Here is a 14,485-nt window from a genome sequence, read left to right as displayed (position 1 = left end):
CCGGACACCGAGACGACCACCGCGCCCGCGCCCGCTTCGGCGCTGCGCACCGCGGTGAGCTCACGGCCCGTCACGGTCGAGAGCATGGTCACCGACGTCCTCACCTGGGTCGGGCTGCGTCCGCCCGCCGACGATGGCCCCGCCCCGGCCACGCCGGTGTCGGCGCTGGTGCAATCGCTGTGGCTGGCGGTGCGGCAGTCCCAGTACACCTGGAACAACCAGCGTGTTCGCCGATCCGACGAGCCGGGCCCGCTCGGACGCCTCGGCGGCGATCCGCAGCGCGGCGAACTTGCCGGGCATCGTCACCGACACCCCGACCCACTCGGGACCGAACCCCGCCACCACGCCGGGCAACTCCTCGCCGGTGCACTCGATGCGGTCGTAGGTCCAGTCCGTCAGCCCGAGCGCGCGGTAGGCCGCCAGGTGCAGCTGCGGAGAACGCGAATGGGCGATGGGAGACCCCAGCACCGCCGCGCGCCGGGCACCGCCGCTCATCGCGTCATCGCGCGGAGTCGAGGACACCGTTGCGCCGGGCGATCTCGATGTTGGCCAGGTGTTGCTCGTACTCGCGGGTGAACAGCGTGGTGCCCTGCATGTCGACGGTCACGAAGTAGAGCCAGTCCCCCGGCTCGGGCTGCTCGGCGGCCAGCAGCGCGGGCAGGCTCGGCGAACAGATCGGGGTCGCCGGCAGGCCGGGGCGCACATAGGTGTTCCACTCCGTGCCCTGCGCGCGGTCGGCGTCGGTGGTGGCGACCTCGATGCGGTCCAGCGGATAGTTCACCGTCGAGTCGAACTCCAGGGTGCGCTGTTCGGCCAGCCGGTTGTAGATCACCCGCGCCACCTTGGAGAAGTCCTCGGGAGTCGCTTCCCGCTGCACCAGGGAGCCGACCGTCAGGACCTCGTACGGCGACATGCCGGCCGCGCCGGCGGCGTCGAGCAGACCGCCCGCTTCGTACTGCGTGGTGCTCTCGGAGATCAGCGTCGCGAGGATGTCCTGCGGCCCGGCCGACGGGTCGATGTTCCAGGACCCCGGCGCGATCAGTCCTTCCAGCCTGCGGTGATCCGCGCCGAGCGCGTCGACGGCGTCGGTCGCCCACTGCGGCACTCCGAGCTCGGCGGGGTCGGCGCTGCCCGCGACGTTCTTCAGATCGTCGGCGGAGACGCAGCTGCGCTCACCGTCGAGGTCGACGCACGACGCGTTGGCGATCAACGTCAGGATGCCTTCGGTGACCGCGTTGGTCTTCACGTCGCGCACGTCGTCGAGCTGGCGGCCCTCGGGGATCACCAGCTTGCCGACGCGGTTGCCCGGATCGGCGAGCCGGTTCACGGCGTCGGCCGCCGGGATCTCGGTGCGCACCTTGTAGAAGCCGGGCTGGATCGCCGAGATCGCCGCGTTCCCGTCGGCGGCCTCGACGAAGACCTTCACGTTGGCGACGACGTTGTTGTCGTGCAGGGTCTGCCCGATCGCGGTGGTGGAGTCGCCGTCGTTGACCTGGATCACGACGTCGTTGACGCCCTCCCCGGCGTAGTCGTCGCCCGAACCACCGAACACCGAGTGCCACATCCGCGAACCGAGGAACACCGCGCCGATCACGATGAGCACGAGCATCGTCAGCGCGGACACCGCCGCGATCCGCCGCCTGCGTCGGTAGCGCTGCTGACGGGCACGTTCCCGCCGGGTCATCCGCTGCCGCGGCGGCCCGACCGCCAGCGGCTCGGCCCGGTCACTCCGCCAGTCGTCAGTCATCCGAGACCTCTCCGTGTGCGGACAGCGCTGCCCGCCGCTGGTCCAGCCAGTTCTGAAGGATCCCCACCGCCGCGGCCTGATCGATCACCGATCGCTGGCCGCGGGCACGGACACCTGCCTCCCGCAGGGCCCGCTGCGCCGTCACCGTCGTGAAACGTTCGTCGCTCAGCCGTACCGGTACCGGCGCGACACGCCCGGCCAGCGCATCCGCGACGTCCACCGCGTCCTGCGCCGAGGACCCGGCCCGGTCGGCCAGCGTCCGTGGCAGCCCGACCACGACCTCGACCACCTGATACTCGTCGACCAACGCGGCCAGCCGGCGCACGTGCCGGTTTCCGCGCTTGTCCCGCGGAACCGTCTCGACCGGTGTGGCCAGGACGGCGTCCGGGTCACTGACCGCGACCCCGATCCGGACGGTGCCCACGTCGACGCCGAGCCGACGCCCACGCCCCGGATCCGGCGCCCTGCTCGGATCCCCCGGCCGGTCAGGCGTGCGGCTGGTCGAGTCGGTGGCGGACACCCGGTCAGCTCCGGCCGATCTCCGCGCGTATCGCCGCCAGCGCCGCGTCGATACCGGCCGCGCCCTTACCGGACCCCTGAGCCAGATCCGCCTTGCCGCCACCGCGGCCGTTGACCGCGGCGCCCATGACCTTGACCAGCTCGTCGGCGCGCAACCCCTTGTCCTGGGCGGCCGGGTTGACCGCCACCACGAACGGGACCGAGTCGTTGTCGCCCTCGGCGATCAAAGCGATCACCGCCGCGTCCGCACCGAGCTTGCCTCGGATGTCGCCGACCAGCGAGCGCAGGTCCCCGCCGGAGATGCCGCCTGCCATCCGCTGCGCCACCAACCGGACACCGCCGATCTGCTCGGCACCCGCGGCGGCGTTGACCGCCGCCGCACGGGCGCTGGCCAGCCGCAGCCGGTCGAGTTCCTTCTCGGCGGCGCGCAGCCGCTCGACCAGCGTGGCCACGCGGGCGGGCACCTCCTCGGACGGCACCTTCAACGACGATGCCAGCCCGGCCATCAACGCGCGTTCCTTGGCCAGGTGCCGGAACGAGTCCAACCCGACGTAGGCCTCGACGCGGCGCACCCCCGACCCCACCGAGGATTCCCCGAGGATCGTCACCGGGCCGATCTGCGCCGAGCTGCGCACGTGGGTGCCGCCGCACAGTTCCAGCGAGAACGGCCCGCCGATCTCGACCACGCGGACCTCGTCGGGATAGTTCTCACCGAACAGCGCCATCGCGCCCATCGCCTTGGCCTTCTCCAGCTCGGTGGTGAAGCTGTGCACCTCGAAGTCGGCTTCGACGGCCTCGTTGGTGACTTCCTCGATCTGCGAGCGCTGGTCGTCCGTCAACGCGCCCTGCCAGTTGAAGTCGAAACGCAGGTAGCCCGGCCGGTTCAGCGAGCCGGCCTGAACGGCGTTGGGCCCCAACACCTGCCGCAGCGCCGCGTGCACCATGTGGGTGCCCGAGTGGCCCTGGGTGGCGCCGTGCCGCCAGCGCGGGTCGACGGCCGCGACGACGGTGTCGCCCTCGACGAACTCACCGGACTCCACGTTGACGCGGTGCGACCACAGGGTTTTCGCGATCTTCTGCACGTCGGTGACCGCGGCCTTGGCCGTCCCGGAGGCGCCGGTGCCGGTGACGGCTCCCTCGTCGGCGATCTGCCCGCCCGCCTCCGCGTAGAACGGGGTGCGGTCCAGGATCAACTCGACCTGCCCGGCGTCCGGGCCTTCATGGGACACCACCGGAACCCGCCGGCCGTCCACGAAAATTCCGAGAATCCTTGCCTCGGTGGTCAATTCGTCAAACCCGGTGAACTCGGTGGGCCCGGCGTCGACCAGGTCGCGGTACGCCGACAGGTTGGTGTGCGCCTGCTTGCGCGCCGCCGCGTCCGCCTTGGCGCGCCGGCGCTGTTCGGCCATCAGGCCGCGGAAACCTTCCTCGTCGACGCTCAGCCCGGCCTCGGCGGCCATCTCCAGGGTCAGATCGATCGGGAAACCGTAGGTGTCGTGCAGCGTGAACGCGTCGCTGCCCGACAGTACCGTGGCCCCGGACTTCTTCGTCGCCGCGGCGGCCTCGTCGAACAGTCGCGAGCCTGCGGTCAGCGTCCGGTTGAACGCCGTCTCCTCGGCCACCGCGATGCGCTGGATGCGTTCGAAGTCGGCCGCGAGCTCGGGGTAGGACGGGCTCATCTCGTCGCGGACGGTGCTCATCAGCTGGGCCATGATCGGGTCGTCGACGCCGAGCAGCTTCGCGGCGCGGATGATGCGGCGCAGCAGCCGGCGCAGCACGTAGCCGCGACCCTCGTTACCGGGGCTGACCCCGTCGCCGATGATGATCGCCGCGGTGCGGCTGTGGTCGGCGATGATGCGGTACCGCACGTCATCGTCGTGGTTGCCCTGCCCGTACCCGCGCGGCGCGATCCCGGCCACCAGGTCGATGACCGGCCGCACCAGATCGGTCTCGTAGACGTTGTCCACACCCTGCAGCAGGCACGCGATGCGCTCGACGCCCATGCCGGTGTCGATGTTCTTGCGCGGCAGCGGACCGAGGATCTCGAAGTCGTCCTTCGAGGTGCCCTCGCCGCGCTCGTTCTGCATGAACACGAGATTCCAGATCTCGATGTAGCGGTCCTCGTTGGCCTCGGGGCCGCCCTCGACGCCGTACTCGGGTCCACGGTCGTAGTAGATCTCCGAGCACGGGCCGCACGGCCCGGGGATTCCCATCGACCAGTAGTTGTCGGCCATGCCGCGGCGCTGGATGCGTTCGGCCGGCAGCCCGGCCACCTCCTGCCACAGCCCGATCGCCTCGTCGTCGTCCAGATAGACGGTGGCCCACAACCGTTCCGGGTCGAACCCGTACCCACCCTGGTCCTGCGGGTTGGTCAGCAGGGTCCAGGCGAGCTCGATGGCGCCCTTCTTGAAGTAGTCGCCGAACGAGAAGTTTCCGGCCATCTGGAAGAACGTGTTGTGCCGGGTGGTGATCCCGACCTCGTCGATGTCGGGGGTGCGGATGCACTTCTGCACGCTGGTCGCCCGGTCCCACGGCGGCGTCTGCTGCCCGAGGAAGTACGGGACGAACTGCACCATGCCCGCGTTGACGAACAACAGGTTCGGATCGTCGAGGATCACCGAAGCGCTGGGCACCTCGGTGTGACCCGCGTTCACGAAATGATCAAGGAACCGCTTCCTGATCTCGTGTGTCTGCACGTTCCTCTTGTCCTTCGGTTCAACCTGCGAATACTCGACCGCACCACAGTACCGGTCGGGTACCCGCCGGAACCGTCACCCCGACACGAAGCTCAGCCGTACCGATCGGCGCGGGTTGTCCCTGTTCAGGTCCACCAGCACGATGCTCTGCCAGGTCCCCAGCAGCGGCTCCCCGCCGGCCACCGGCACCGTCACCGACGGCGACACCAGCCCGGGCATCACGTGGTCGGCGCCGTGGCCGGGTGAGCCGTGGGCGTGCCGGTAGCGGTCGTCGCGCGGCAGCAGCCGGTCCAGCGCGTCGAGCAGGTCGTCGTCGGAGCCGGCGCCGGTCTCGATGACGGCCAGCCCCGCCGTCGCGTGCGGGACGAACACATTGCACAGGCCGTCACTCTGCGCCGCGCAGAAGTCCCGCACCGCGGAGGTGAGATCGACGAGGCGTCGGCGGGAGGTGTCGACGTCGAGCACTTCGGTGTTCACCCGCTCGAGGGTACGAGTCGCCAACCAGGTTGACGCGGGCGTTTATTGACCCACCGGTTGGGTATCTCTGCGGCAGCCAGACATCGCTTGGAGGAGAAAATGACCATCACCGGCATCATCAGCGCAATCCTCGTCGGCATCGTCGTCGGCGTACTCGGCCGGCTCGTCCTGCCGGGCAAGCAGCCGATCGGCATGCTCGTCACCATCCTCGTCGGCATCGTGTCGGCCTTCATCGGCACCGCGATCGCCCGCGCCGTCGGCATCCCGACCGTCACCAACGGCATCGACTGGCTCGAACTGCTCGTCCAGGTCGTCGTCGCGGCCATCGGCGTCGCGCTCGTCGCCGCACTGATGGGCCGACGCAAGACCGGAGTCATGGGCCGACGCACGGGGATGATGCGTTAAACCCGCTCAGACCCCCCTTTGGTGATCCCGGCTGGGCCCCCGACCAGTCGGGATCACCTCATGTACGGGATGTACGGGGCCGGTCAGCGTCTGCGGCGGATGATCGCGCGCAGCTTGTCCACCCTCGTGGTGATCTCCCGCTCGGCCCCCCTGCCGGTGGGCCGGTAGTAGTCCACACCGACCAGCTCGTCGGGCGGATACTGTTGCGGGACAACCCCGTCGGGGCTGTCGTGGGAGTACTTGTAGCCCACCGCGTTACCCAGCTTCTGAGCTCCCGAGTAGTGGCCGTCGCGCAGATGCGCGGGCACCAGTCCGGCTTTGCCGGCACGAATGTCGGCCATCGCCGCGCCCAGCGCGGTGGTCACCGCATTGGACTTCGGCGCGGTCGCGAGGTGCACCGTGGCGTGCGCCAGCGTCAGCTGCGCCTCCGGCATACCGATCAGCTGCACGGTCTGCGCTGCGGCCACCGCGATCGGCAACGCGGTCGGATCGGCCATGCCGATGTCCTCGCTGGCGAGGATCATCAGCCGGCGCGCGACGAACCGCGGATCCTCCCCCGCGACCAGCATCCGGGCCAGATAGTGCAGCGCGGCGTCGACGTCGGAGCCGCGGATGGATTTGATGAACGCGCTGACGACGTCGTAGTGCTGGTCGCCGTCGCGGTCGTAGCGCACGGCCGCCTTGTCGAGGGACTGCTCGATGACCTCGACGGTCACCTCCTGACCTGACTCGGCCGCCACCTCCAGCGCGGTGAGCGCCCGGCGTGCGTCGCCCGCGGAGAGCTGCACGAGCTGTTCGACGGCCTCGTCGGTGACGGTCACCTTGCCGCCCAGACCGCGGGGGTCGTCGATGGCCCGCCGGATCACGGTCGTGACGTCGGCCGGTGTCAGCGGCTGCAGCTGCAGGATCAGCGAGCGGCTCAGCAGGGGCGCGACGACGGAGAACGACGGGTTCTCGGTGGTGGCGGCGACGAGCAGCACCACCCGGTTCTCCACCGCGGCCAGCAACGCGTCCTGCTGGGTCTTGGAGAACCGGTGCACCTCGTCGATGAACAGCACGGTCTGTTCCCCGCGTACGGCCGCCTGCCGGGCTACGTCGATCACCGCGCGGACCTCCTTGACGCCCGCCGACAGCGCCGACAGCGCCTCGAACCGGCGGCCGGTGGCCTGGGAGATCAGCGATGCCAGCGTGGTCTTGCCGGTGCCGGGCGGTCCGTACAGGATCACCGACGCCGCGCCCGATCCCTCCACCAGGCGGCGCAGCGGCGAGTTCGGTTTGAGCAGGTGGCCCTGGCCGACGACCTCGTCGAGGGAGGCCGGGCGCATCCGGACCGCAAGCGGGGACGACGCCCCGGCGGGCCCGGCCGCGGGCGTCGACCGCTCGTCGGGCACGTCGAACAGGCTGTCGGACACGCTCCCTGCTTACACGGGCGCGGTGACGAAGTCGATCAGCTCCTCGACCCGGCCGATCAGTTCGGGTTCGAGGTCGGTCCAGTCGCGCACCCGTCCGCGGATCTTCTGCCACGCCGCGGCGATGTCGGCCTGGTCGCGGTGCCTCCAGCCGAGCGCGGCGCACACGCCGTGCTTCCAGTCCTGGCCTTTCGGGATCACCGGCCACTCGGCGATGCCGAGCCGGGCGGGTTTGACGGCCTGCCAGATGTCGATGAACGGATGCCCGACCACCAGCGTGTGGTCGCCGCCCGGCCCGCGCCGCACCGCGTCGGCGATGCGCGCCTCCTTCGACCCGGCCACCAGGTGGTCGACCAGCACCCCGAGCCGGCGCCCGGGGCCGGGGCGGAAGTCCGCGACGATCGCGGCGAGATCGTCGACGCCGCCGAGGTACTCGACGACCACCCCCTCGATCCGCAGGTCGTCGCCCCACACCTGCTCGACCAGTTCGGCGTCATGGCGGCCCTCCACGTAGATGCGGCTGGCCAGAGCGACCTTGGCACGCGCGTTCTTGACCGCCACGGACCCGGACGCGGTGCGCCTCGGCGCCGCCGGTGCCGCCTTCTTCGGCGGAGTCAGGATGATGGGCTTGCCGTCGATCAGGTAGCCGGGCCCGACCGGGAACGGTTTGGTACGGCCGTGCCGGTCTTCGAGCACCATCCGGCCGTACTCGACCCGCAGCACCGCGCCCACGAAACCGGTCTGCGCGTCCTCGACCACCATGCCGATCTCGATCGGCTGCTCCGTCGAGCGCGGCCGGCGGGCCCGGTGCGGGTTGTCGGCCAGGATGTCGGTGCCATAACGATCAGCCACCGGCTGATCGTAGGGACATCCGGGCCCGTCTCGGCCGAACGGCGACCCGTGTGTTGCGCACTGCGGCCGCCCCTAACCGAGCTGCTGGTTCTGATCCTGGACGGGCGCGCCGACCTCGGCCAGCTTCGCCGGGCTGGAGGTGACCTCGTCGATCACCGTGTGGATGAACCGCATCTTCTCCAGCACCGGCGGTGGCAGCACGAACGGGTACAGATCGTCCTTGCCCATCGACCGGTTCACCATGTTCAGCGCCCACGACAGCGGCAACCACAACTCGATCAGCGTGTCGAACCCGCTGGGCCCCAACATCCTCCGGTCATAGGTGGCGGTCGCCGAGGCGAACCCGAACGCCGCTGCGGTGTCCAGGGTGTCGCGGATGTGCAGATAGTGGGCGAAGGTCTCGGCCCAGTCCTCGGCGGGATGCATCGTGGCGTAGGACGACACGTAATCGTCCTCCCAGCCGGCCGGTGCGCCCTCGCTGTAGTGCCGGTCGAGAGCTGCCTGGTAGTCGGCCTCCGGATCGCCGAACAGTTCGTGGTAGCGCTGCAGGTAGTCCTGCGACGTGCCGATCAGGCGGTACTGGTAGTAGTGGCCGATCTCGTGGCGGAAGTGGCCGAGCAGTGCGCGGTACGGCTCGTCCATCGAGATGCGCAACTGTTCGCGGTGGACGTCGTCGCCTTCGGCGAGATCGAGCGTGATCACGCCGTTCTCGTGGCCGGTGAAGACCTTCTCGAACTGGCTGGAGAGCAGGTCGAAGGCCAGACCGAACTGGGGGTCGGTGTCACGACCGACGATCGGCAGGTTGAGCTCGTGCAGTTGGGCGATCAGCCGGCGCTTGGCCCGCTCCGCGGTGGCGAACGCGGCCAGCGCGACGGTGTCGGCGTCGTTGGGGCGGGTCCGGGTCAGCGCGCAGGACACGCACAGTCTGGCGATCGGTTCGTTCTCGACCAGCCAGTTGCATTCGGCCAGATGCAGGTTGGCGCACAGCTGATATCGGCTCTCGTCGACCGCTCCGGCGTGCTCGCTCTCCTCGGTCGGCGCGATCACCAGCAGCGCCATGTCGTCCAGCGAAAAGCCAAGGGCACTACCGCAATGCAGGCAGACCGAGTTTTCGAAGGCCAGCCGCTGACCGCAGTTCGGGCACGTGAAGTCACGCATCCGGCACTCCCCCTCCGTAGGGCGCCACGTCGACGGACACGTCGATCACGCTGCTGTCCGACTCGGTGTAGATGATGCCGCGCAGCGGCGGGATGTCGGCGTAGTCGCGGCCGTAGCCGACCGTGACATACCGCTCGTCGACCATCTGGTTGTTGGTCGGATCCAGCCCGAGCCAGAGATTCCGCGGTGTCCACACCGATGCCCACGCGTGCGTCGCATCGACTCCCACCATGCGTTCCTTCCCGGGCGGCGGGTCGGTGGCCAGATATCCCGACACGTAGCCGGCGGCCAGACCGTTGGCACGCAGACAGGCGATCGCCAGCCGCGCGAAGTCCTGACATACCCCTTCCCGCGCCGCCAAAACCTCGCTCACCTTGGTCGACACCGTCGTCGATCCCGAGCGGTAGGTGAAGTCGGTGTGGATGCGCTCCGTCAGGTCCCGCAGCACGTCGATCAGTGGCCGGCCCGGCACGAAACTGGGTGCGGCGTAAGCCCGGATCTCGTCGGTGATCTCCGGTGGCTGCAGATCGAGGGTGAACTCGACGGCCAGCGCCCCGTCGGCGCCCACCGGCCGGGCGATCTCCCACGGCGCCCTGGCCGAGGGACCGTCGTAGAGGTCCGGCGGCGGCGGGTCGACCTCCACCACGGAGCGGCTGGTCACCGTCAGCACCCGATGGTGTTCGGTGACATGGAAATAGGAGCTGATGTTGCCCCATCCGTCGCGGCTGACGGAGCTGTCGGCCGCCTCCGGCTCCAGCACGAGCCGGTGGAACAGGCACCGCTGACGGGCCGAATCGCGAGGCGTCAGAAAGCCCCGCCCGTAGGAGCTGGTGACCACGTCGGAATACCGGTACTCGGTGCGGTGGGTGATCTCGTAACGGCTGCCGGTCACGGGACCAACCGCCGTTCGTGAGGCCCCCACAGCGGCTGCATATCGCCCGGCAGCGACAGGTGGATCGCGGTGATGACGCTGGACAGCTCGCGCAGGTCCCGGTGGATGGCGGCCAGCAGGTCGTCGAACTGGGCCCGCCGGCCGTCGTCGGTCACGGCCTGCACCTCACCGGGTTCGATGCGGCGCAGCCGGGCGGCGATCTCGTCGACCATGCGCTCGGGCCGCGAGGACCCGGACGCTCCGGGCAGCGATCGCAGGTGCGTGCGCAACCGGTCCAGCTGGTACACCAGCGAACGGGGATTGCCGGCGTCGAACAACACCAGCTCCGCGACGCCGGTGACGCTGAACTTGCCGGGGTTGCGTCTGCGGTAGATCACCAGCGACTCGCACGCCACCAGCGTCGACTCGGTGACGGTCTGCTCGGCGCCCGGGGTGCGCACCGTGGTCATGGTGGCACGCAGCAGTGCCGTCGCCGCAAGTGCCCGCTCGATGCGTTTGCCAATGTCGAGCATGGTCCAGCCGACGTCGTGCACCATGGATTCGGCGACCACCCCGGAGAGGGTCAGCATCCCGGTCAGGGTCAGCGTGCTCGTCGACGCCAGGAACGCATCACCCTCGGCCTTCGAATCCGGGGGTGTGTCGGGCGCGTTGAGCAGCGTGCGTTCGAGCGCGGACAGCACCATCCAGGTGTCGTTGGACATCTGGTCGCGCACCGCCCGCGCCGCCAGCCCGAGCCGTTCCACCGACTGGGCCAGCGACCCGGCCCGGTGCCGGTCGGCCGTCAGCGACCACAGCGTCGTCGGTGCGGTGGCGACGATCTCGGCGTAGTCGCCGCCCGCGCCGGTGTCGGTGCCGGTGATCGCGCCGAGCGCGGTGAGCAGCACCGGCACGCACTCGCTGCCGTCGAGCGTGCGGCGGTACCGGTATTCGTGGTAGCGCTCGCGGGTCACGGTCAACAGCCGGGCCATGTGCTCGGCGCGTTCGGCGTAGCGGCCGATCCAGAACAGATCGGACAGCACGCGTGGCGAGCTGACCTCCTGCGTCGGGCTCGCCATGGCCAGCACCGGCAGCGCCGGGCTCGTCTCGACAGTGACCCGGCTCGGTGCGCGAACCCAGATATCCTTTGCGGCAAGGGAATTGAGTCGATACCTGTCGGAATCCGAAGCCACCAGATAGCCGAGGCCGCCGCTCATCGGGGCATATCCGCCCCGCTGGGACACCGTGAACAACCGCGTGCCGACGCAGGACGACGACAGTCCGCCCGGAAGGAAGTCCGCCGGCGCCGAGGAGAACTCCGGCGGCTCCTGGCCGACCCACCGCCACGGCTCGGCGGTGATCTGCGCGGCCAGCACCTCGCGCTGCGCCGCCGACAGCTCGGGGCCGACGATGGGCTCGCCTCCGGTCACCGGTTTGAGCAGCAGCGACGACAGGTTGGCCAGGACGTGGGACCGTTCCACGTCGATACCCGCCCAGTACAGCGGCGCGGTCTGCAGCAGCGGCGCCTCGCCGAGCAGTTTTTCGCCCAGCTCGGGCAGGAAGCGAAGCAGCCCAGGGCTTTCCAGCACACCGCTGCCCAGCGTGTTCACCACGGTCACCGCGCCGCGACGCAGCACCTCGACCAGCCCCACCACGCCGAGGCGGGAATCGGGACGCAGGTCGAGCGGATCGGCGTACTCGGCGTCGACCCGGCGCAGCACCACGTCGACCCGTTTGAGCGTGCCCATCGAACGCATCCACAGCTTGCCGTCGCGGACCACCAGATCGACGCTCTCGACCAGCGGCAGTCCCAACACGCTCGCCAGGTACGCCTGGTCGAACGCCGTCTCGGAGTGGCTGCCCGGACTGAGCACCACCACCACGGGTTCCTCGGCGGACTCCGGGGCGACCTCCACCAGCGCCAGCCGCAGCGCCTGCGCCCAGGGCGAGACCGGCTGCGGGCCGATCTGCTCGTAGAGTTCCGGGATCGCGTGCGCGATCACCCGCCGGTCGGCCAGCGCGTAGCCCGCACCGGAGGGCGCCTGGGTCCAGTCGGCGTTGACGACGAAGTCGCCGGTGCCGCTCCGGCTGACGTCGCAGCCGTGCAGGAACAGCTGATGGCGGCCGGGCACCTCGATGCCGTGGGCGGCCCGGACATAACCGGGATGGGCGAACAGCAACTGCGGCGGCAGCACACCGCTGGTGATCGAGCGCCGCGGGCCGTAGACGTCGGTCAGCACGGCGTCCAGCAGCCGTGACCTCTGCACCAGGCCCGCCTCCAGCCGGTCCCAGTCCGCCGCCGAGATGATCAGCGGCAGCGCGTCGAGCTGCCACGGCCCGGGTACCGCCCCGTCGTCGCCGGTCTGGAGGTAGGTGATGCCCTCGTTGTCGACGAGCTCGCGCACCACCTCGCGCAGCTGGTCGAGGCCCTCGCGGCCGCGCTCGCGCACGCAGTCGGCGAGTTCGTGCCATGCCGGGCGCACTTCGCCTGCCGCGTCCACGAATTCGTCGTAGCCGGTCGTCGGGCCGCCGAACTGCGGCTGCACGTCGAACAGCGCCTGCTGGGCCCGCATGGTGCCGTAGGGCGCCAGCGGGTTGTCGAGGTCGGTCGGCCCGGCACCCTGGTCGGGTGGCGCAGACCGTGTGGGGTGGGCCATTACTGCAGAACGGTACGCACTCGCCGTAGATCGAGGATGCCCGGTGCGCCCACATCGGTGGCCTGCCGGGCCAGCTTCTCGCGCAGATCGGCCAGATCGACCTTGCCCGGGGTGAAGCCGCTGGTCTCGAACCGCCTCGCCCGCCGCGACTCCGCCTCCACCGCATTGACCGGCGGTGCGTCGTAGGCGCGGCCGCCGGGATGGGACACGTGGTAGGTGCAGCCGCCGCGCGACACCCCGGTCGCGGCGTCGACGAGCTCGAAGCGCAGCGGACCGTCCACGGTGATCGTCGGGTGCAGCGCGCTGGGCGGCTGCCAGGCGCGGTACCGCACACCGCCGACCTGCACGTCGGGGTTGTCGGTGGCCAGCAGCGGTACCGGGTGGCCGTTGACGGTGACCAGGAAGCGCTGCCGGTCGGCGCCGATCAGCCGCACCTGCAGACGCTCCACCGACGAGTCGACGTAGCGCGCGGTCCCGCCTGCGGTCGCCTCCTCCCCCAGCACGTTCCACGGTTCGATAGCGCCGCGGAGTTCGACCTCCACACCTCCGAGCACCGCGGTCCCGATGCGCGGGAACCGGAACTCGGTGAACGGATCCAGCCAACTGGTGTCGAAGTCGATGTCATGCTTGCGCAGGTCGGCGGCGACCTCGGCGATGTCCTGGATCAGGAAGTGCGGCAACAGGTACCGGCCGTGCAGGTTGGCGCCGTGCCGGATGAGCGGGGCGCGCAGCGGCTCGTCCCAGAACCACGCCACCAGGGCGCGCACCAGCAACGACTGCACCATCGCCATCTGGTGATGCGGCGGCATCTCGAAGCCGCGCAACTCCAACAGGCCGAGGCGCCCGCGCGCGCTGTCCGGGCTGTAGAGCTTGTCGATGCAGAACTCCGCGCGGTGGGTGTTGCCGGTGATGTCGGTCAACAGATGCCGCAGGGCCCGGTCCGTGACCCACGGTTTCGCCCCACCCGGAGCCCGTGCCAGCCGGGCGATCTCGGCGAACGCGATCTCCAGTTCGTAGAGCGCTTCGGGCCGTCCCTCGTCGACCCGGGGGGCCTGCGAGGTGGTGCCGACGAACCGGCCGGCGAACAGGTACGACAGCGACGGGTGCCGCTGCCAGTAGGTGAGCAGCGAGACCAGGAGGTCGGGCCGCCGCAGCAGCGGCGAATCGGCCGGGGTGATGCCGCCCAGCGTGATGTGGTTGCCGCCGCCGGTGCCGCCGTGCGAACCGTCCACGTCGAACGATTCGGTGGACAACCGGGCCAGCCGGGCCTGCTCGTAGAGCGTCTCGAGCTGCGCGCGCTGCTCGGCGAACGACGCGGTCGGCGCGACATTGACCTCGATGACGCCGGGATCCGGGGTGATCGTCACCGACGTCAGCCGGGCGTCGGCCGGCGGTCCGTAGCCCTCCACCACGACGGGACAACCGATTGCCGCGGCCGCCGACTCGATCCGCTCGACGAGGTCGACGAAGTGCTCCAGTTCCTCGGTGGGCGGCAGGAACACGTACAGCAGACCGTCCCGGATCTCGGCGACCAGCGCGGTCGTCGACACCCCGTCGGCGTCCTCCGTCACCGGAGACCTCGGCGCGCAGATGCGGGTCCACCGCAGCCACGATCGCCTGCAGCGGCAGGTCCGCAACGGGTGAGACCAGCGAGATCCACGCCTCGTCCTCGTGCGCCGGCGACGGACGCACGTGCA

10 protein-coding genes and 2 pseudogenes are annotated in these 14,485 nt (G+C 70.2%); 1 reads left to right on the top strand and 11 read right to left on the bottom strand.

Features of this window, described 5'->3' with window-relative positions; genetic code table 11:
• The 5 genes and pseudogenes from ASJ79_RS34945 to ASJ79_RS05910 form a co-directional block, all read right to left on the bottom strand.
• A pseudogene (locus ASJ79_RS34945) lies at window positions 1–495 on the bottom strand (shikimate dehydrogenase); the annotation flags it as partial.
• Window positions 496–499: 4 nt separating this feature from the next.
• Window positions 500–1,747: an endolytic transglycosylase MltG gene (gene mltG / locus ASJ79_RS05925; protein WP_067953811.1), complete on the bottom strand. Its 1,248-nt coding sequence runs from the start codon at window positions 1,745–1,747 to the stop codon at window positions 500–502.
• A complete protein-coding gene (ruvX, locus tag ASJ79_RS05920) occupies window positions 1,740–2,267 on the bottom strand; it encodes a Holliday junction resolvase RuvX (RefSeq protein ID WP_067953810.1) in 528 nt (175 codons plus the stop codon). The genes mltG and ruvX overlap by 8 nt, the downstream gene beginning before the upstream one ends.
• Before the next feature lie 4 nt (window positions 2,268–2,271).
• On the bottom strand, window positions 2,272–4,962 hold the full coding sequence (gene alaS, locus ASJ79_RS05915) for an alanine--tRNA ligase (RefSeq protein WP_067953809.1): 2,691 nt from the start codon (window positions 4,960–4,962) through the stop codon (window positions 2,272–2,274).
• 75 nt (window positions 4,963–5,037) lie between these two features.
• Window positions 5,038–5,427 (bottom strand): secondary thiamine-phosphate synthase enzyme YjbQ, encoded by a 390-nt coding sequence (locus ASJ79_RS05910; protein ID WP_197420095.1) that lies wholly within the window; start codon window positions 5,425–5,427, stop codon window positions 5,038–5,040.
• Window positions 5,428–5,538: 111 nt separating this feature from the next.
• On the opposite strand from ASJ79_RS05910, the gene ASJ79_RS05905 reads away from it, so the two are divergent.
• Window positions 5,539–5,844, top strand: coding sequence for a GlsB/YeaQ/YmgE family stress response membrane protein (locus ASJ79_RS05905; protein WP_067953807.1), 306 nt, complete (start codon window positions 5,539–5,541; stop codon window positions 5,842–5,844).
• Window positions 5,845–5,927: 83 nt separating this feature from the next.
• Here the strand turns inward: ASJ79_RS05905 and ASJ79_RS05900 are convergent, their stop codons facing one another.
• The 6 genes and pseudogenes from ASJ79_RS05900 to ASJ79_RS05875 form a co-directional block, all read right to left on the bottom strand.
• Window positions 5,928–7,256 (bottom strand): replication-associated recombination protein A, encoded by a 1,329-nt coding sequence (locus ASJ79_RS05900; RefSeq protein ID WP_067953806.1) that lies wholly within the window; start codon window positions 7,254–7,256, stop codon window positions 5,928–5,930.
• 9 nt (window positions 7,257–7,265) lie between these two features.
• Window positions 7,266–8,105 carry a DUF3097 domain-containing protein gene (locus ASJ79_RS05895; RefSeq protein ID WP_067953805.1) on the bottom strand — a complete coding sequence of 280 codons (840 nt, stop codon included), beginning with the start codon at window positions 8,103–8,105 and terminating at the stop codon, window positions 7,266–7,268.
• Window positions 8,106–8,177: 72 nt separating this feature from the next.
• Window positions 8,178–9,263: a putative zinc-binding metallopeptidase gene (locus ASJ79_RS05890; protein WP_067953804.1), complete on the bottom strand. Its 1,086-nt coding sequence runs from the start codon at window positions 9,261–9,263 to the stop codon at window positions 8,178–8,180.
• Window positions 9,256–10,185, bottom strand: coding sequence for a transglutaminase family protein (locus ASJ79_RS05885; RefSeq protein WP_067953803.1), 930 nt, complete (start codon window positions 10,183–10,185; stop codon window positions 9,256–9,258). Before ASJ79_RS05885 ends, ASJ79_RS05890 begins: the two co-directional genes overlap by 8 nt.
• Complete coding sequence (locus ASJ79_RS05880; protein ID WP_067953802.1) at window positions 10,152–12,788, bottom strand: circularly permuted type 2 ATP-grasp protein; 2,637 nt, start codon at window positions 12,786–12,788, stop codon at window positions 10,152–10,154. The genes ASJ79_RS05885 and ASJ79_RS05880 overlap by 34 nt, the downstream gene beginning before the upstream one ends.
• A pseudogene (locus ASJ79_RS05875) lies at window positions 12,788–14,353 on the bottom strand (transglutaminase family protein); the annotation flags it as partial. The gene ASJ79_RS05880 and the pseudogene ASJ79_RS05875, both read right to left, overlap by 1 nt.
• Window positions 14,354–14,485 lie beyond the last annotated feature (132 nt).

It is taken from the genome of Mycobacterium sp. NAZ190054 (genome assembly GCF_001545925.1).
Lineage (GTDB): Bacteria > Actinomycetota > Actinomycetes > Mycobacteriales > Mycobacteriaceae > Mycobacterium.
This window is presented reverse-complemented; position numbering and strand designations above follow the sequence as displayed.